This window comes from Amycolatopsis australiensis (genome assembly GCF_900119165.1).
GTDB lineage: Bacteria > Actinomycetota > Actinomycetes > Mycobacteriales > Pseudonocardiaceae > Amycolatopsis > Amycolatopsis australiensis.
Genome location: NZ_FPJG01000006.1, coordinates 2571457 through 2589130, shown reverse-complemented (window position 1 = coordinate 2589130; position 17674 = coordinate 2571457). Strand labels below are relative to the sequence as shown.

The 17674-nt window shown below is 71.2% G+C and carries 17 protein-coding genes; 7 read left to right on the top strand and 10 right to left on the bottom strand.

The annotated features are described in order from the left end of the window. Positions 1-279: 279 nt before the first annotated feature. From BT341_RS13745 to BT341_RS13735, 3 genes are all read right to left on the bottom strand, one after another. On the bottom strand, positions 280-723 hold the full coding sequence (locus BT341_RS13745) for a Cg1360 family ATP-synthase-associated protein (protein WP_072476671.1): 444 nt from the start codon (positions 721-723) through the stop codon (positions 280-282). Between the two features lie 49 nt (positions 724-772). Further along, positions 773-1930 carry a glycosyltransferase family 4 protein gene (locus tag BT341_RS13740; protein WP_072476670.1) on the bottom strand — a complete coding sequence of 386 codons (1158 nt, stop codon included), beginning with the start codon at positions 1928-1930 and terminating at the stop codon, positions 773-775. Between the two features lie 74 nt (positions 1931-2004). Further along, a complete protein-coding gene (locus BT341_RS13735; protein ID WP_072476669.1) occupies positions 2005-2655 on the bottom strand; it encodes an L-threonylcarbamoyladenylate synthase in 651 nt (216 codons plus the stop codon). Positions 2656-3266: 611 nt separating this feature from the next. On the opposite strand from BT341_RS13735, the gene BT341_RS45865 reads away from it, so the two are divergent. Then, entirely contained in the window at positions 3267-3452 is a 186-nt protein-coding gene (locus BT341_RS45865; RefSeq protein WP_072476667.1) for a hypothetical protein, read from the top strand. A 73-nt stretch (positions 3453-3525) separates the two neighbouring features. Here BT341_RS45865 and BT341_RS13720 read toward each other — a convergent pair whose 3' ends face one another. From BT341_RS13720 to BT341_RS13700, 5 genes are all read right to left on the bottom strand, one after another. Further along, on the bottom strand, positions 3526-5499 hold the full coding sequence (locus BT341_RS13720; RefSeq protein ID WP_072476666.1) for a M6 family metalloprotease domain-containing protein: 1974 nt from the start codon (positions 5497-5499) through the stop codon (positions 3526-3528). 94 nt (positions 5500-5593) lie between these two features. Then, complete coding sequence (locus BT341_RS13715) at positions 5594-5974, bottom strand: hypothetical protein (RefSeq protein ID WP_072476665.1); 381 nt, start codon at positions 5972-5974, stop codon at positions 5594-5596. A 3-nt stretch (positions 5975-5977) separates the two neighbouring features. Beyond that, positions 5978-9712 (bottom strand): hypothetical protein, encoded by a 3735-nt coding sequence (locus tag BT341_RS13710; RefSeq protein ID WP_084742854.1) that lies wholly within the window; start codon positions 9710-9712, stop codon positions 5978-5980. Positions 9713-9871: 159 nt separating this feature from the next. Next, positions 9872-10738 carry a peptide chain release factor N(5)-glutamine methyltransferase gene (prmC, locus tag BT341_RS13705; RefSeq protein ID WP_072476663.1) on the bottom strand — a complete coding sequence of 289 codons (867 nt, stop codon included), beginning with the start codon at positions 10736-10738 and terminating at the stop codon, positions 9872-9874. 96 nt (positions 10739-10834) lie between these two features. Then, a complete protein-coding gene (locus tag BT341_RS13700; RefSeq protein WP_072476662.1) occupies positions 10835-11182 on the bottom strand; it encodes a MerR family transcriptional regulator in 348 nt (115 codons plus the stop codon). 56 nt (positions 11183-11238) lie between these two features. On the opposite strand from BT341_RS13700, the gene BT341_RS13695 reads away from it, so the two are divergent. The 6 genes from BT341_RS13695 (at position 11239) to BT341_RS13670 (ending at position 16087) form a co-directional block, all read left to right on the top strand. After that, entirely contained in the window at positions 11239-12006 is a 768-nt protein-coding gene (locus tag BT341_RS13695) for an alpha/beta fold hydrolase (RefSeq protein ID WP_072476661.1), read from the top strand. After that, positions 12006-12785, top strand: a complete 780-nt coding sequence (locus tag BT341_RS13690; protein WP_072476660.1) for a TIGR03619 family F420-dependent LLM class oxidoreductase — start codon at positions 12006-12008, stop codon at positions 12783-12785. The genes BT341_RS13695 and BT341_RS13690 overlap by 1 nt, the downstream gene beginning before the upstream one ends. A gap of 119 nt (positions 12786-12904) precedes the next feature. After that, the gene (locus tag BT341_RS13685) at positions 12905-13912 is read left to right on the top strand and encodes a glycosyltransferase family 2 protein (protein ID WP_072476659.1); all 1008 of its coding nucleotides are present in this window, start codon (positions 12905-12907) and stop codon (positions 13910-13912) included. Beyond that, positions 13909-14343: a GtrA family protein gene (locus tag BT341_RS13680; protein WP_072476658.1), complete on the top strand. Its 435-nt coding sequence runs from the start codon at positions 13909-13911 to the stop codon at positions 14341-14343. Before BT341_RS13685 ends, BT341_RS13680 begins: the two co-directional genes overlap by 4 nt. Beyond that, positions 14336-15592, top strand: a complete 1257-nt coding sequence (locus BT341_RS13675; RefSeq protein WP_072476657.1) for a hypothetical protein — start codon at positions 14336-14338, stop codon at positions 15590-15592. Before BT341_RS13680 ends, BT341_RS13675 begins: the two co-directional genes overlap by 8 nt. 225 nt (positions 15593-15817) lie before the next feature. Further along, a complete protein-coding gene (locus BT341_RS13670; protein WP_072476656.1) occupies positions 15818-16087 on the top strand; it encodes a hypothetical protein in 270 nt (89 codons plus the stop codon). Between the two features lie 45 nt (positions 16088-16132). Here BT341_RS13670 and prfA read toward each other — a convergent pair whose 3' ends face one another. Both prfA and rpmE read right to left on the bottom strand, forming a co-directional pair. Beyond that, positions 16133-17203, bottom strand: coding sequence for a peptide chain release factor 1 (prfA, locus tag BT341_RS13665; RefSeq protein WP_072476655.1), 1071 nt, complete (start codon positions 17201-17203; stop codon positions 16133-16135). 80 nt (positions 17204-17283) lie between these two features. Further along, positions 17284-17511, bottom strand: a complete 228-nt coding sequence (gene rpmE / locus BT341_RS13660; RefSeq protein ID WP_072476654.1) for a 50S ribosomal protein L31 — start codon at positions 17509-17511, stop codon at positions 17284-17286. Positions 17512-17674: the final 163 nt, after the last annotated feature.

Sequence of the window (17674 nt, the reverse complement as noted above, 5' to 3'; positions counted from 1 at the left end):
GGGAGTGCGCGGCCGAGGCCGCCACCCTTGACGCGGACCATACCAGCAGGTCAATCAGTGCCGTACAGGCGTACTCCATACCAACCGATCAGCCCAGGACTTAGGTCCCGGGTGGTCCCGGGACCCAGGTCCGCAGCGGGCCGGGACCGGTTCGGCAACGGCGCAGGCGGCAGGCCCGGGACGGTTTTCCGGAACGCGCGCCTGTGCTCCCGGTCACACCCCGCCGGCCGCGGCCCGGTTCACCGTCCGTAACGGAAGTCCACGGCAAAACGGACAGCGTCAGGACGGGATGATCGTCGGGATCTTGGTCTTGCGGAAGGCCGCGAATTCGGCCGCGGCGGCCAGCAGGATGGCCACGATCATGGTGATGCCGAGCGACAGCGGGTGCAGCGCGGTGACGCCCTTCAGCAGCGTCAGCGCCCCGAACAGCAGCACGACCTTCACGACGTACCCGCCGAGCGCGATCACCATGACGAACATCGGGTCCTGGCCCGCGCTGAACTTCATCAGGCCGAGCGTGGACAGCGACGCCAGCATGGCGAGCACGCCGCCGACGAGCGAGCCGAGGAAGCCGGGCAGGCCGAAAAGGACACTGAAGAGGGCGATGCAGACGACGACCGCGGGCGGGGTGATCAGCAGCGAAGCCTTCGTCATCGCGCGGGCGGCCTCCAGCACCACCTTGGCGTGCGGGTTCTCCTGCGCTTCGGTTTCGGTCTCGCTCACGGCTGGCTCCCTGCTCGGTTCAGCCACCGAGTGTAGAGAACCCGGCCGGTCAGGTTCCGGGCTGGTTGCGCGAGCGCAGCCGCGGGATGATCGACACCACCACCGCGAACACCAGGCCGGCCCCGATGATCCACAGCGCCGCGGCGTCGTCGAACAGGGTGACCGAGACCGCGCCGAACGCGAGGATGCCCGCCCACAGGTAGATCAGCAGCACCGCCCGGCGCTGGGAGTGCCCGATCTCCAGCAGCCGGTGGTGCAGGTGCATCTTGTCGGCCGCGAACGGGCTCTCGCCGCGGCGGGTGCGGCGCACCACGGCCATGATCAGGTCCAGCAGCGGCACGAACAGCACCGCCGCCACGACCACCAGCGGCGACAGCAGCGCGATCGCGTCCTTGCCGCTGAACTGCGGGTAGGGCACGCGCCCGGACGCCGACGTCGTCGCGCCCGCGAGCATCAGGCCGATCATCATCGACCCGGAGTCGCCCATGAAGATCTTCGCGGGCTGGAAGTTGTACGGCAGGAAACCCAGGCACGCGCCGGCGAGCGTCGCCGCGATGAGCGCCGGCGGGTAGGTGCCGACGTCGCCGCCGGAGCTGTCCAGCAGGCCGAGCGAGAACGCGCACGTCGCCGCCGCCGCGATGAAGCCGAGGCCGCCGGCCAGCCCGTCGAGGCCGTCGACGAAGTTCATCGCGTTGACCATCACCACGACCATCACGACGGTCAGCAGCGCGCCCTGGTTCTTGTCGAGCACGAGCACCGAGCCGAACGAGCCGCCGGTGCCGCCCCACGGCACCCAGAACGACACCCACTGCACCCCGAAGATGACCAGGATCCCGGCGCACATCACCTGGCCGGCCAGCTTCGTCCAGGCGTCCAGCTCGAACCGGTCGTCGAGCGCGCCGATCAGCGAGATCACCCCGGCGGCGAGCAGCACGCCGACCGAGTCGAACGAGGCGTCGAAGCCGTGCGACAGCGCGGGCAGCTGGTGGGCCAGGCCCATCGCGCCGGCGACGCCGAGGTAGATGCCGACCCCGCCCATCCGCGGGATCGGGGCGACGTGCACGTCGCGGGCACGCGGGTTGGCGATCGCGCCGACGCGGATCGCGATCCGGCGCACGACGCCGGTGAGCAGGTACGTCACGGCCGTCGCGGTCAGCGCGACGAGGATGTATTCCCGGATGGGGAGGAGACCGGATGTGGGCGGCACGGGTGCGTCACGCTCGCGGGGTCGGGGTCACCCGCGACACGCTATCGTGCCGCGGTTCGGGGCCGGATCCGGCTTCAGGCCAGCGATTCCGCGGGCACACCGAGCACCTCCGCGATGGCCGCCCTGCTCACCGCGCCCTCGCGCAGCACCACCGGCTCGGTGCCGGTGAGGTCCACGACGCTCGACGCGGCCGCCGTGCCGCTCGGCCCGCCGTCGAGGTAGACCGCGACGGAGTCGCCGAGCTGTTCCTGCGCCTCCTGCGCGGTCCTGGCCGGCGGGCGGCCGGAGACGTTCGCGCTCGAGACGGCCATCGGGCCGACGTCGCGCAGCAGCTCCAGCGCCACCGGGTGCAGCGGCATCCGCAGCATCACGGTGCCGCGCGCGTCGCCGAGGTTCCACTGCAGGCTCGGCGCGTGCGGGAGCACTATGGACAGATCACCCGGCCAGAAGGCTTCGATGAGCGCGCGCGCCTGCGGGGGCACGCCGAGCACGAGTCCGTCCACAGTGGACCAGGAGCCGACGAGCACGCCGACCGGCATGTCCGGGCCGCGGTTCTTCGCGCGCAGCAGCGCCTGGACCGCGCCCGCGTCGAACGCGTCGGCGCCGATGCCGTACACCGTGTCGGTCGGCAGGACGACGAGCCTGCTCGACCGCACCGCGCCCGCGGCCGCCGCCAGCCCGTCGGCGCGGGACTCCCGCTTGCTGCAGTCGTAGACCACGCTCATGGGGGCAAGCCTAGCCTCGTGAGCGGCAAGGAGGGCGCCAGCCCCATGTCGAGTCTGAGGACCCCGTCGACAGCCGATGTCTCACGACATCGCGGACACTGACCGGCCTGTCGCAGGGTGACCAGGGCGTTTGTGGTGATCATGCGTCCATGGGCAGAGCATCCTGCGCGAACACGGCCAGATCACCCCGCAACCACGCAAGAAACCGAAGACCCGGCGCCGGTTCGAACACGCCGGCCCCGACGGCTGCCGGCAGATCGACGGCGTGGAGCACTACCTCGCCGACGGCACCAAGGCCTGCATCAACCAGCTCCTGACGACCACTCCCGCCTCGATGTCGGCACCTGCGCCACGCCCGGCGAGACGACTGCCGGCACCTGGACCGCACTGCAACAGGCCTTCGCCGGCAAACACCGCGGTCGGCCCGCTGCCACCCTCGACCCGCTTCCGCAACTGCTGCAGGAGTATCGGCAGGTCTACAACCACCGCCGCCACCAAAGCCTGGACGGTCAGGCACCCCGGCAACGCTACGACACCCTGCCGAAAGCCATCCCCGCCACCGGCCCGCGCCGACCCAGCGGCATCACCACCCGACCGGTCTGGCCACCGGCGTGATCGCCTTCTCCGGCTGCTCCATCGTCCTGGGCCGTGCCTGCACCGGCCGCACCGCCACCGTCCACCGGCAAGGCGACCGCGTCACCGTCATGATCGGCGACACGATCGCCCGCCAGCTCACGTCAGACCGATCGGTACGCTACCGACGCCTCACCAGCCAGAAACTGTCCGGCAAGTCCTGAGACACATCCGTCTGTGAGGTCCTGAGACAGCACAGAGGCTGCCAACCCCACTCACCACTCACGAGGGCCGGGATCAGAAGCCGAACGCCGTGCAGCTGGCCGTCGCCGTCTTCGACGGGTCGCTCACCGACGTCGCCGTCAGCTTCACCCTTGCCGTCAGGTCGCCGCCCTGGCCGCGTTTCGCGTACGCCGGGACCTTCACGTGCCCGCCGAACTTCGCCGTCGCCAGCTCGTTCGGCAGCCGGACCTCCCAGCCGCGGGCGTCCGTCGACACGCTCAGCCGGTACGTGTCCGTGTCGTACGGTGCCTGCGCTCCCCGGGCCGACCCCGTGTTGAGCAGCCCGAAGTCGCAGGTCGCGAGGCCGCCGCGGGCGAACGCCGGGGGTGCCGGGGTCACCGCCGCGCCGCGGGACTGGCTGCCCGAGCCGTCGAGCGACGCCACCGTGACCGTGTACGACAGGATGCCCCGCCGGTCCCTGGCCACGTCGGTGATCAGGAACCGCAGCCGGTTGGCCTCGTCGGTGTACTCGTACGGGCTCGACGCTCCCGTGCCCGCCTTGAACAGGGCGTCGTCGAGCTGCCGGTAGTCACCGACAGTGATCTTCACCGGGGTGCCGTCCGGCTTGGTGTAGTCCGTGATCCCGATGTCCCGCGGGTTGGCGTCGATCACCCAGTCGAAGGGCGCGTCGTCCTTGTTCTTCGTCTTCGTGATCAGCACGCCGGAGTCGGGCGCGAAGGAGTCCGCGCCCATCCGGTCGACAACCTCGACCGTGTAGTTGTCGTAGCCGCCGCCGTCGCAGAACGGGTCCTTCGACCGGTCGCACTTCGGCGCCTTGTCGCCGCCGGTGAGCTTGATGTTCAGCCCGGTGAACGCGCCGGGCTGGGCCTCGGTCTCCCGCGCCGTCAGCCGTGCCGACACCGGACCGGAGGCCGCCAGCTGGTTCCGATCCAGTTGCAGGACGTCGGCGGGATCGACGATGCCGAGCTTCAGCTTGTTCCGCAGCTGGTGCTGGGCGCCCATCGAGCTGCCCTGCGTCGCCGGGATCTGCCAGCGCGTGTGCGGGCCGCCGGGACCGTTGAACGTGCCGCGCGACAGCATGTCCCACGGCCCGCTGTAGCTGCGCGACGGCGGGTTCCCGAACGGGTTGTTGTAATTGTCGCCGATGCCCAGGATGTGGCTGAACTCGTGGGCGTAGGTCGACTGGCCGGAGCTTTCGGCCTGCACCGAGCTGCCGTTCTCGGCGTTCGGCCAGATGCTCGCCGCCGACGCCCACGACGTCCACGGCACGTACCGCGTCGCCGCGTAGTTGGGCAGGTCGTGGTTCGGCGGGCCGAAGCTGTCCGGCACGTTCTCCTTGGTGCCGAACTTCATCTCGCCGAACTCCTGCCAGGTCGAGCTCTCGTCCTGGCCGGCGGAAAGGTAGAAGACGAAGTCGAACTGCTTCGCCGCGTCGCCGACGTCGGCACGCCAGGCGTCCCCGGCGTCCTTGCGGATGTCCCGCGTGCAGTCCGCGCCCGGCGGGCACGCGCCCGGCTGGAACTCCATGCCGTACTCGTAGGACTTCCCGGGCATCCGGTACGGCCCGAACGCGGTCAGCTGCACGCCGAAGCGGCCGCCCGAGTCCTCCATCCAGTACTCGTTGATGGTGTGCCCGTTGTTCAGCGCCTCGGGCTTGTTGAGGAAGTCCTGGTAGTACTGCGCGACGTTCGCCCGCGGGATGTTCGCCGCGGACGGCGCGGGGTTGCCGAACACGGTCGAGCGCGCCGGTTTCGTGACGACGAAGTCCTCGTCGGGGTAGTCGGCGAGGACGACGGCGCCCTTGAAGGTGCGCTGGGTCGGCTTGAGGCTCGGATCGGCCCAGTTCGTGCCGGGGACCTTGCGGTAGTCCGACCAGGTCATGTGGTCCTGGTTCTCCCAGTGCGCGGCGTCGATCGGGGCCGGCCAGCCACGGGTGAGCGGCTCGGCGTCGGCGGCACCGGCACCGACCCCGGAGAGAACGGCAACGGCGGCGAGCAGGGCGAGCGCTTTCGGGGTTCTGCGGCGCATCTGCGGCTCCTTCACTGGGAACCGGCGGGGTGACGGTTCCCAGTGATCGACCGTATTGAGCCGCGCTGTCCGGCTTCTGCCTCGGCGCGCGGATCTACCCGCTTGCCCCACGACGAAAGTCTGGTCGCTTTGTCACCCCCGGTGGCGCGGCCTCGGCCTCTTCGACCATCTCGACCAGCTCCTCGACGACCCCCCGCGCGCTCTCGCTGTCCGGGAACCACTCCCAGGCCGCGGCCGGCAGCTTCTCCCGGATCACCTTCATGATCGCGGCGGCCTGCGTCGCCGAGTAATTGCTCAGGGCGAAGAACGCGTAGCCCCCGGCGACGAACTCACGCAGGCTCGCGGCCACCGCCTCGTCGTCGATTTCCTCGGCGACGAGCTCGAGGACCATGCGCAGCAACCCGCGGGGTGGCATCCAGTCGAGGAAATCGGGGAGGCGCTTCCCCGGTGGATCGACGATGAAGTCAGCGGACACGGGTCACCTCAGGATGAAGACGAACGGTTCCACAGGCTTGATGAAGTCCTTGATCTTCTGCACCTGCTGCGGGTTCAAGCCGATCGTGTCGATCGGCACGAAGTCGGACTTGCGGGAAATGTGCTTGAGGATCGACGCCTGCACGTTGCCCAGGGCCCATTGCTCGTCGAAGGTTTCGAGTGTGAACGGACCCACCGCATCGTAGAACTTCCCGTCACTGCCCACCCAGTCCGGACCGACGTCCGGGACCGGCCAGCGCGTGAGGCGGATGCCGAGCTTCTGCTCCACCAGCACCGCGATGTCCAGCTCCTCCTGGTGGAACTGGCCGCCCTTCGCCCAGTCCATGCCGAGCCGCTGGATCCGGTCGACTTCGGCCAGCTGTGACGAGATTCGTGCCTCGTTCTCGATCGCCGCGCGCACCGCCGTCGAGGCGACCGACTCCTGCCGGAGGATCTGCACCCCGATCGAGGCCGTGCCGCCACCGGCGAACGCACCCGCGCCGAATTCCAGGAAGGGGAACAACGCCGCGCCCTCGGGCATCGTCGAGAGGGCGAGCATGCCACAGATCGTGGAGAGCGCGCACCCGGTGACGCCGATCCCCACCGCCAGGCCGTTCGCCAGCGCGGCGAGGTAGTCGGCCAGCTTCTGGGTGAGGTCGAGGAACCGGTCCGCCCGGAACTCCGGCGTGGCCGCGTCGGACACGCACTCCTTGAACGAGTCGTCCCGCCCGCCGTAGACCTTCTCGCAGAACTGCCCGCGCTGGTAGATCGTGAACACCTGGTCCTGCGGCGACGCCGCGAGGAAGCTCAGGCAGTCCTGGTAGTCCTCCTGGCTCCCATGACTGCTGATCCGGCACGTGTCGGCGTGCATGAAGGCGAACGCCGCCCGGTCGTCGTTGTACTTCTTGATCGCGATGGTGCGGGCGTCGTTCGCGGCCTCGATGGCCGCGTTCGCGTCCTTGCCCGCGATGACCGCCATGTCGTAGGCCTTGCGGGCGTCGCCGAACGCGGCGCTCGCCGAACCCGCCGCGGCCTTGGCCGACGCCGTCGCCCGCGCGGCCGAGCGCGTCGCCTGGTCGGACGACGCCTTGGCGGCATTGGCCGCCCGCGTCGCGGTCGCGGCGGAGTTCGCCGCGTCCTGCGCCGACTTGGCGGCCTGCTGAGCCGAGTCGTGCGCCTGGGCCGCGTACCTCCCGGCCTCTGCGGCGGACTTGGCCGCCTGGGCCGCGTAGCCGTCGGCTTCGTTGGCCGCTCCCCGCGCGATCGCCGCGCTCTGCTGGGCTTCGGCGGCGTCCTGGGTGGCCTTGGCGGCCGTTTGCGCCGCCGTGGCGAGGTAGCCGCTGACCTCGGCGTCGTGCGCCGCGGCCTCCAGGTCGTGCCGGCCGGCGACGAACTGGCCGACCCGCAGGAAGTCACGGACGAAACCGGTCGGGCCGTCGAGCGCGGCCTGCGCCATGCCCTTCAGCTCCGGACCGCTGGTGGGGGCACTCATCAGCTGGTTGACCGCGATCCGGTCGTCGTTCGCCGCCGCGGTGAACTGGTTCTTCGACAGGAAGGTCCGGTACGCCGCGTCGGTGCCGGTGTCGAGCGCCTTCTGCGCGGCCGCCTGGAGCACGTTCTGGTGGGCCTGCTGAGCGGCCGCCAGGATCTGGTCGACCGCGATCCGGTCGTCGGTGTCACGCCCGGCGTAGTCCTGGGTGGCGAGGAACGTGCGCACGGCGTCGTCGGTGCCCGCGAGCGCGGCGTCGGCCGCCTTCTTGAAGTTGTCCGTGCCGGATTCGGCCAGCCTCTGCAGCGTGAGCCGGTCGTCCTGGCCCGCGGCCACGCGAAGGCCGGTGCGGACGTACGCGGCGGCCTCGGCGTCGGTGCCGATGAGCGCGGACTCCGCGGCTGCACTGGTCCAGGTGCCGCCGGTGGCGATCAGCCGCAAGGCGACCTGGCGACCGTCCCGGGTGGCGACCGCGTCCGTGGCGCCGGGTGCCGTCGCCTCCGCGATCAGCCGCTTGGTCTCGGCGTCCCGGGTGGCTTCCTGGGTCGCCGTCCAGTCGGCGCCGGCCTGCTCGCCGGCGACCGCGGTCTGCGCGGCCAGCGCGGCTTCGTCGGCCTGTTCGGCCATCGTCGCGACCCGCTCGGCTTCGGCCTGGCTCGCCGCGTCGTGGACCGCCTTGGCCTTCCCGGCGGCCTCGACCGCGCGCTGGGCGGCCACCGCGGCCGCGTTGGCGTGCTCGGTGGCGACCCGGGCGGCGTCCGCGGCGTCCACGGCGTGGTTGGCGGCGTCCTCCGCCGCCGCGGCGGCGACCTCCGCGTCGGCGGCGGCGCGATCGGCGGCCGCCTTCGAGGCGTAAGCCGCGTCGGCGGCGATGGCGGCGAAGTTCTGTGCGGCACCCGCCGCGCGGGCGGCACGCGCTGCCTGGTTGCGGGCGTTGGCGGCCGCCGCCCGGGCGGCCCGGGCGTCCGCGCCGGCACTCGAGGCGAAGTTGCCCGCGTCGACGGCGGCCTGAGCGGCGTCGGCGGCGTGCTGCCCCGCGGACTTCGCCGCTCCCGCTGCCTCACCCGCCTTCCTCGCGGCGTCACCGGCCTTCAGCGCTGCTTCGGCCACATCGTGGGCGTTGCGCGCCGCGTCCCGGGCGTCTTCGGCGGCCTTCCGGGCAGCTGGCACGTTCCTCACGTCCAGCGCGGTGTCCGCGGCGGCGCGCTGGGCGCGGCCCGCGGCGGTGCTTGCCAGCGAGGCAGCGGTCGCGGCCCGCGCCGCGGCCGACGCCGCGACCCGCGCCGCGGCACTCGCCGCGTTGGCCGCGCCGACGGCTTCCTTCGCCGCCTGCGCCGCCCGGTTCGCCGCGTCCGCGGCACGTCCGGCGGCGGCCGCGGCGTCGGCGGCGTTACCCTGCGCCGCTTGGGTCGCGTTGGCCGCGACGACCGCGGCCTGCCGGGCCAGGTCGGCTTCCTGGACGGCTCGCTTGGCCGCGTCGTCCGCCGCCTGCGTTTCCCGCGAGGCCTCGTCACCGGCGTCCTTGGCCGCGCTCGCCAGCTGCGCGACCGTGGCCGTCTCCAGGTCACGGGCCTGCGCGACGTCCCATTCGGACTGCAGGAACCGGTTCAGCGCTTCGAGCGACCCGTCGTCCAGCGCGACCTGCCCGGCCTTGCGCACCTCTGGGCCGCCCGCGCTGACCAGCTGGTCGACCCGGATCCGCTGGTCGGTCCGGTACGGCTCCTGCCACCCGGACTGCAGGAAGGCCTGGAGCGCCTCCGGCGTCGCGGTGTCCAGTGCGGTCTGGGCAGCGGCCCGGACCTGCGGGCCGCCGACCGCCTGCACCTGGTTGACCTGGACGCGCTGGTCGGTCTGCCACGGCGTGCGCCACCCCGAGTCGAGGAACGTCCGCAGGCCCGACGGGTCCGTGGCGTCGAGCGCGGCCTGCGCGGCCGCCTGGACGGTCGGCCCGCCCGAGGCCAGCATCTGGTTGACGCTGATCCGGTCGTCGATCGAGGCGGCGTTCCGGAAGCCGCCGGCCAGGAAGGCCGTCACGTCAGTGTCGGAGCCGGTGAGCGCCTGCGCCGCGGCCGCCCGGACCCGCGTACCGGCGGAGCGCCAGATCGCCAGCGTCCGGGCCCGCGCCTGCACGCTCGCCGGCGCCTCAGGCGCGGGGTCGGCGTGCGCGACCGGCGCGGTCAGGAGGCTCGTAACGGTCGCGACGGACACCACTGCAGCAATGAGCGCGCGCAGTCTCGATCTTTTCGGCATGGCAAAGACACCCCTCGTCGCGCGCGAACGCGCACTCACCTCCGAGTCGAAACGCCGTGAACGGCTAGTTCGTTCTACTGGTGATCATGGGGCCCCACCAGGGCCATTCGGGTCGGCGTGTCCGGTACCGGCGAAGATCACGTCCGGACGCTGGACCGTTCAGCCCAACCGGCGAGCGGTGACGAACCGGGCCCGGCCGGTCAGGTCCGTGTGGTCCTCCACCCCGGTCAGTACCCGACGGGCTCGCACCAGCGCCGGGACCGCCGAGCCGTGCGTGTCGTCGTGCTCGATCGCCAGTCCGCCGCCCGGACGCAGCAGCCGGGCTCCCGCCGCGATCGCGTGGCGGATCACCGCCAGGCCGCTCTCCTCCGCGAACACCGCTCGCGGCGGATCGTGCTCCGCCACCTCCGGGGGCACCGGCGTGCCCTCCGGGACGTACGGCGGGTTGCACAGCACCAGGTCGACCAGGCCGTCGAGCTCCGCGAACATCGTCGGGTCGCCGATGTCGCCCGAGTACAGCCGGATCGGGGTGTTGCCCGCGTCGGCGTGGACGTCCGCGTTGTGGCGGGCCCAGGCCAGCGCCTGCGGGTCGACGTCCACCGCGTAGACCACCGCGTCCGGGCGCGCGTGCGCCACCGCGAGCGCCAGCGCGCCCGAGCCCGTGCACAGGTCCACCACCACCGGGAACTCCCGGCCCTGCAGGAACTTGAGGCCCCATTCGAGCAGCAGCTCGGTCTCCGGCCGCGGCACGAACACCCCCGCGCCGACCGCCACCGTGATGTCCCCGAGCGCCGCCCAGCCCGTCAGGTACTGCAGCGGAATCCGCTTCGCGCGTTGCTGGACGAGCTGGCCGATGGCCTCGATGACCGGCGGGTCCACCAGCGGCACCATCGGCAGCCGCCCGCGATCGACCCCGAGCACGTGCGCGGCGATCACCTCGGCGTCGAACCGCGGCGAGGCGACGCCGGCGCGCTCGAGAATCCGGGTGGCCTCGATGATGGCCAGGCGCAGCGGCTGCCGATTCACTCGTCGTCCTTCACCTCGTCAAGCCTGGCACACCAGGCGGAACTCCCCCGTCAGGACACGCGCCGGTCCCACGCCGTCCAGCGTATCGAGGCGCCCTCAGGACCCGGCGGACAAGTACCCGGCCAGCGCGGTGCGCCGCCGCTGCAGGTCGCCGATCCGGTCGTCCATCGCCGTCAGCTCCCGGTGCAGCAGCCGCGCCAGCTCCGGGCACAGGTCCAGGTGGGCCTCCTCGCCGCGCGCGCACTGCAGCGCCGACGCGATCACCTCGGTGTTCAGCCCGGCGCCCAGCAGCCGCCGGATCTGGCGCACGCGCACGACGGCGTCCTCGCCGTAGCAGCGGTAGCCGTTGCTGTCGCGGGAAGCGGCCAGCAGGCCCTGTTCCTCGTAGTAGCGCAGCAGCCGCGTGCTGACGCCGGTGCGCTTCGCGAGCTCCCCGATCCGCATCCGACCCCCGGAAAAGGTTGACCTTGACACCGATGTGAATGCCTAACGTCGCCGGCATGACCGAACATTTCCACCACGTCGTCCGCGGCTCCGGCCCGGGTCTCCTGCTCGCCCACGGCGCCGGCGGCAGTGTCGAGGGCAACTTCGGCCCGATCGTGGACGACCTCGCGCGCACGCACACCGTCGTCGGCCCGGACTACCCCGGCTCCGGCGCCACCCCGCGCGCCGGCCGCGCGCTCGACCTCGACGAAGTCGCCGACGAGCTGGTCGCGATCGCCGTCGGCGCCGGGCTGGAGCGCTTCGCGATCCTCGGGTACTCGCTCGGCACGGCGGTCGCGGTCCGCGCCACCACGCGCCATCCCGGCCGCGTCACCGGACTCGTCCTGACCAGCGGGTTCGCCCGGCTCGACCACCGGATGCGGCTCGCCGCCGACATCTGGGCGTCGCTGCTGGAGGGCGACCGCGAGCTGCTCGCGAAGTTCCTCATGCTCGTCGGGACCGGCGGAAAGCACCTCGAAGCGATGTCGGCGGCCGAACTCGAGACCGCCGTCTCCGAGCTGGCCGCCTTCGTCCCCGCCGGCAGCCCGGAGCAGGTCGGCCTGGTCGCGCAGGTCGACACCCGCGCCGAGCTGGCCTCGATCGCCGTTCCGGCGCTCGTCGTCGCGACGACCCTGGACGGGATCGCGTCGCCCGCATTGGCGCGGGAGCTCGCCGACGGCATCCCCGGCGCCGAGCTGGTCGAGATCGAGGCCGGCCACGACATCGGCGGGGAGGCCCCCGGCGAGTGGCTCGCCGCCGTCGAGAAGTTCCTCGGGAGGCTGTGATGGACCTGGAAGCCGTGCTGCCGAACGAGCAGCCGGACCTCGACCCCGGCCGGCCCGCCGAGCTGGCCCGGCTCGCCGAAGACCTCGGCTACCGCACCGCGTGGCTGCCCGACCACCTGCTGCCGCCCGGCCCGTTCGGCGAGGTGTTCGGCGGGGTCTACGAGCCGCTGGTCACCCTCGCCCACATCGCGGCGCGGACCAGCCGGATCCGGCTCGGCACGTCGGTGCTGATCGTGCCGCTGCGGGAGCCGTTCGCGCTGGCCAAGCAGGTCGCGACGCTGGACCGGCTCTCCGGGCACCGGTTCGACCTCGGGGTCGGCACGGGCTGGAACGAGCCCGAGTTCGCCGAGGTCGGCGCGGACTTCGGCAGCCGGGGACGGCGGACCGACGCCACCCTCGACCTGCTCGCGGAGCTGTTCCGCACGGGCCGCGGCCCCGGCGGCGGGTACTTCGCCCCGCGTCCGGCGGGCCCGGTGCCGGTCACGGTCGGCGGCAACTCCACCGCGGCGCTGCGCCGTGCCGCCCGGATCGGCACAACCTGGCAGAGCGCCGGCCTGTCCCCCGCCGCGTTCGGGGAGCGCGTCGCGGCCCTGCGGAAGCTGGCGGGCGACCGGCCGGTCCGGGCGGCGGCGCGAGCGCAGTGGCGGGGCGACGCCCGGACGACCGCCGCCGAAGCCCGGGCCTTCCGCGACGCGGGCGCGGACGCCGTCGTCGTCCACTTCGGCGAGGCGGCGGGCACCGAACGGCGGATGACCGAACTGGCCGCGGCCGCCGGCTGACGCGGGTACCGGCACCGCGGCCGGTCCGATCTCCTAGGATGCAGGGCACAGGTCGGGGATTCGCCTGCTCGACGGCGTCGTCCGAAACCTTCCACATCGATATTCCGGGGAGCCCCGCAGTGCCCACAGAGCCGATCACCCGCCGGGTGGCGTTCATCTTCCCGATCTTCAACGAGGAAGAGAACATCGACCTGCTGCACAAGACGGTGGACGAGGTGACCGCCCCGCTCGCGGGGAAGTACGCCTTCAGCTTCATCTACGTCGACGACGGGAGCCGGGACGGCTCGCTGGCCAAGCTGACCGCGCTCAGCGCGCGCGACGAGCGGGTCACGGTGGTCGAGCTGTCCCGGAACTTCGGCCACCAGATGGCCGTCACCGCGGGGCTGGACCTGGTCGACGCGGACGCCGCCATCATCATGGACAGCGACATGCAGGACCCGCCGCGGGTGGCGCTCGAGCTGATCGAGAAGTGGGAAGAGGGCTTCGACGTCGTCTACGCGCAGCGCCGCTCGCGCCAGGACTCGGCGTTCAAGAAGATCACCGCCGGGGCGTTCTACTGGTTCCTGCGCAAGATGGCCGCGGTCGACATCCCGAAGAACACCGGCGACTTCCGGCTGATCGACCGCAAGGTCGTCGACGAGCTGCGCAAGTACCGCGAGCGCGACCGCTTCCTGCGCGGGCTGGTCAGCTACATCGGCTTCAAGCAGACGGCCGTGCTGTTCGACCGGGACAAGCGGCACGCGGGCGTGACCGGCTACCCGCTGCGCAAGATGCTGCGGTTCGCCGCGGACGGCATCCTGGGCTTCTCGGTGACCCCGCTGCGGATGATCACGCGGCTGGGGTACCTGATCTCGTTCCTGAGCTTCGTCGGGATCCTCTACGTCGGCGGCGTCAAGGTGTTCGCGCCGGAGACCGCGGTGCCCGGCTGGGCGTTCCTCGGGGTCGCGATGTTCTTCCTCGGCGGGATCCAGATCATCATGCTCGGCGTGCTCGGCAGCTACATCGGCCGCACGTACTCGCAGGTGCAGAACCGGCCGCTGTACGGCGTCGCGTCGGTGCGCACGGGCGGGGCGGGCGAGCCGGACCGGGCGCGCGAGGGCGCCGACGCCGGAAGCGGCAACCGGTGAAGCTGATCACCCCGACCCAGCTGCGCTTCGGCCTGGTCGGAGTGGCCAACACGCTGGTCGACGCGCTCGGCTACGCGCTGCTGGTCACCCTCGGCGTCCCGCTGTTCGCCGCGAACTTCGTCTCGACGACCACGGGCATGTTGCTCAGCTTCACCCTGAACCGCAACTTCACCTTCCGCGCCAAGGACGGCGACGTCCGCCGGCAGGCGCTGCTGTTCTTCGGCGTCACCGCGTTCGGCCTGTGGGTCGTGCAGGCGCTGGTCATCTTCGGCGTCACGAAGCTGTTCCCCGGGGTGAACCTGCTGGTCCCGAAGTTCGCCGGGATCGCGGTCGGCCTGGTCTGGAACTACGTGCTCTACCACAAGGTCGTCTTCCGGCACCGGCCCGCGGCGGCGGCCGGGACACCCGTCCCGGAGGTTTCGCATGACTAGCACGGCCGTCCCCGCCCGGGAGGCCGCGCCGGAGCACGCCGGTCCGGCACCGCGCGCCCGCTGGGACTGGCTGACCGGCGACTTCGCCCGCACGTTCGCCGTCGTGCTGGCGTGGAACCTGGTGCTGATCGCCGTGGCGTACCTGTTCGGGCCGTCCAGCCCGACGGACGAGGGCATCCCGAAGACCGGCATCGGCTCGACGATGAGCATCCTGGCGCACACCTACCGCTGGGACGCCGGCAACTACGGCGAGATCGCCGTGCACGCCTACACCGGCAGCTACATCCCGACACGGGCGTTCTACCCGGTGTTCCCGATCCTGGTCTGGCTGGTGCAGACGATCAGCTTCGGCACGCTCGGCCTGCTCGTCGCCGGGTTCCTGGTGAACCTGGTGGCCACGTGGCTGGCCGCGGCCGCACTGCTGAAGATCGCGCGCCACTTCTTCGACGGCGAGCGTGCGCCGTGGCTGGTCGTCGCGGCGTTCTTGACCGCGCCCGCCGCGTTCTTCCTGCACTCGTTCTACAGCGAGGCGGTGTTCTGCGCGCTCGGCTTCTGGGCCTACCTGTTCGCGCTGCGCCGCCAGTGGCTGTGGATGGGCCTGACGCTGATCCCGCTGACCGCGTCCCGCGTCACCGCGGCGGTGTTCGTCGGCCTGTGCTTCCTGGAGTTCTGGCGGTCGAAGGACTGGAAGCTGCGCGGCCTGCTGTCGTGGAACCTGCTCTGGTTCCCGGCGGCGTTCCTCGGGCTCGGCGCGGTGCTGGTCTACATGAAGATCCAGACCGGCGACGCGTTCGCCAGCTTCAACGCGCTCAAGAGCGCCAAAACGTGGTCGTACCACAAGTTCAACCCGAACATCTTCGAGACGCTGTGGTACGAAGCCAAGATCACCGGCCACGCGCTGCTGGGCGACACACCGATGGACGCGTGGACGCTGATGAGCCACGTGCTGCCGATGATCGGCCTGGCGCTGCTGTTCGTGTCGTCGGTGTACGTCCTGGTGGCCCTGCGTGCGAAGGGCGTGCCGCTGGCGTTGTTCGGGTTCGCGTCGATCGTGATGCTGACGATGAACAGCAACGTGGTGTCGGTGCACCGGTACCTGCTGCCATGCCTGGTGATGTACGTGGCACTGGTGCTCTTCGGCGAGCGCCGGCCCCGCCTGCGCGGCGCGGTCCACATCGTGCTGTACGCGAACGCGCTGGTCTGCGGAATGATCTATCTCCGCTTCATCACCGGCTTCTGGTCCGGCTGAGCACGGTGAGCCTGACCATCGAGAAGGGACCGACCACGCCGCGCGGTGCCCAGATGTTCGACTGACGACGAACGGGGCGATGAGCGGCGAGCAGGCGGCGGCCGCAACCTTCACCGGCGAGATGGCGGCCCCGGTCCGGCTTCTCCAAGATCCAGGTCGTCAAGACGGTCGGCAGTCCCGGCGCGTACACCGACGTCGAAGTTCTCTTCACGAAGCAGGCTCGAAATGGAAGAAGCCGTCGCCGGAGCCCGGCGGATGATCGAGGAGCAGCGGAGCGTGTTCGACCTGCTCGAGTTGCTGCACAAGGACACGTCTTTCCGCTGCACGCCGTTCAATTTCCTGCGCGTCTGCACGAGGCCGCGGGGATTTCGCTGCCCGAATCCCGGGAGCTCATGGCGATGTTTCGACCTCGACTGGCGGCCCAGCGCGCCGCCGGCCGAGATCGAACAGAAGTGGGCGGCGATGATCAGCCGCCTGCCCGGCACAAAAGCGTGAAGGCCACCTCCAGGTACCTGGAGGTGGCCTTCACAGCTTTCGGTGTCAGCCAGATTGGGCCGCCAGGCGCTCTTCGCGGTCCGCTGTCGCCAGTGCGTCCAGGACTCCGTCCAGGTCGCCGTCCAGGACTTGGTCCAGGTTGTACGCCTTGTAGTTGACCCGGTGGTCGGAAATGCGGTTCTCCGGGAAGTTGTACGTCCGCACCCGCTCCGAGCGGTCCACCGTCCGGACCTGCGACCGGCGCGCGTCCGACGCCTTGGCCGCCGCCTCTTCCTCCGCGATCGCCTGCAACCGGGCCTGCAGCACCTGCAGGGCCCGGGCGCGGTTCTGGATCTGGGACTTCTCGTTCTGGCACGACACCACGATGCCCGTCGGCAGGTGGGTGATCCGCACTGCCGAGTCGGTCGTGTTCACGCTCTGCCCACCCGGGCCCGACGAGCGGAACACGTCGATGCGCAGGTCGTTCGGGTCGATCTCGACCTCGACCTCCTCCGGCTCCGGGTAGATCAGCACCCCGGACGCCGACGTGTGGATGCGGCCCTGGGACTCCGTCGCCGGCACGCGCTGGACGCGGTGGACGCCGCCCTCGAACTTCAGGCGGGACCACACCCCGTCGACGTCGGCCGTCTTGCTCTTGATCGAGAGCGTCACGTCCTTGAAGCCGCCCAGGTCGGAGTCCACCGAGTCGAGGACCTCCGCCTTCCAGCCGTGGCGCTCGGCGTACCGCAGGTACATGCGCAGCAGGTCGCCGGCGAACAGGGCCGACTCCTCGCCGCCTTCACCCGATTTGATCTCCATCACGACGTCGGAGCCGTCGTACGGGTCGCGCGGCAGCAGCAGCTCGGTGAGCTTCGCCTCCAGCTCCGGGATCCGCGCGGCCAGCTCGTCGGCCTCCGCGGCGAACCCGGGGTCTTCGGCGGCCAGCTCGCGCGCGGCCGCGGCGTCCTCACGGGCGGCGTCCAGCTCGCGGACGGCCTTCACCACCGGCGTCAGCTCGGCGTAGCGGCGGCCGAGCTTGCGGGCGCGCGCCTGGTCGGCGTGCACCGCGGGGTCGGCCAGCTGCCGCTCCAGCTCCGCGTGTTCGGCGAGCAGCCCCTTGAGCGAGCTCGAATCCACCTCAGCCACCTCTCAGCCCGGGAATCAAAGACGAAAAACGGCGCCCACCCGGACGTACCGGATGGGCGCCGTTGATCAAGCTACTTGGCGTCGGCCTTCTTCTGGCGCTTGCCGTAGCGAGCCTCGAAGCGCGCGACCCGGCCACCGGTGTCCATGATCTTCTGCTTGCCCGTGTAGAACGGGTGGCAGTTCGAGCAGATCTCGACGTGGATGTTGCCGGAGGTCTTGGTGCTGCGCGTGGTGAAGCTGTTGCCGCAGTCGCAGTTCACGGTCGTGACCACGTACTCGGGGTGAATGCCGCTCTTCATGGTGTCCTCTCTCGTTGGCTCCGGGTCCCCAGTCGTTCCCGCGGGGTGAACCGGTGCCGGACTTCAGCGGGTAATTCTGCCAGACGGGCAGACAGCTACTGGAACGCACCCCGCTGACCAGCTATTCCCCGTGGTTGAAGCGTCAAGTTTGTACGGATCTTGT

What these genes read in the sequence shown, in the direction of transcription:
- BT341_RS13735 (WP_072476669.1), bottom strand. Translation starts at nt 2,655, where the DNA reads ATGAGCGTGGTCTACGACTGCAGCAAGCGGGAGTCCCGCGCCGACGGG.
- BT341_RS13720 (WP_072476666.1), bottom strand. Translation starts at nt 5,499, where the DNA reads ATGCGCCGCAGAACCCCGAAAGCGCTCGCCCTGCTCGCCGCCGTTGCC.
- BT341_RS13710 (WP_084742854.1), bottom strand. Translation starts at nt 9,712, where the DNA reads ATGCCGAAAAGATCGAGACTGCGCGCGCTCATTGCTGCAGTGGTGTCC.
- BT341_RS13700 (WP_072476662.1), bottom strand. Translation starts at nt 11,182, where the DNA reads ATGCGGATCGGGGAGCTCGCGAAGCGCACCGGCGTCAGCACGCGGCTG.
- BT341_RS13695 (WP_072476661.1), top strand. Translation starts at nt 11,239, where the DNA reads ATGACCGAACATTTCCACCACGTCGTCCGCGGCTCCGGCCCGGGTCTC.
- BT341_RS13690 (WP_072476660.1), top strand. Translation starts at nt 12,006, where the DNA reads ATGGACCTGGAAGCCGTGCTGCCGAACGAGCAGCCGGACCTCGACCCC.
- BT341_RS13675 (WP_072476657.1), top strand. Translation starts at nt 14,336, where the DNA reads ATGACTAGCACGGCCGTCCCCGCCCGGGAGGCCGCGCCGGAGCACGCC.
- BT341_RS13670 (WP_072476656.1), top strand. Translation starts at nt 15,818, where the DNA reads ATGGAAGAAGCCGTCGCCGGAGCCCGGCGGATGATCGAGGAGCAGCGG.
- rpmE (WP_072476654.1), bottom strand. Translation starts at nt 17,511, where the DNA reads ATGAAGAGCGGCATTCACCCCGAGTACGTGGTCACGACCGTGAACTGC.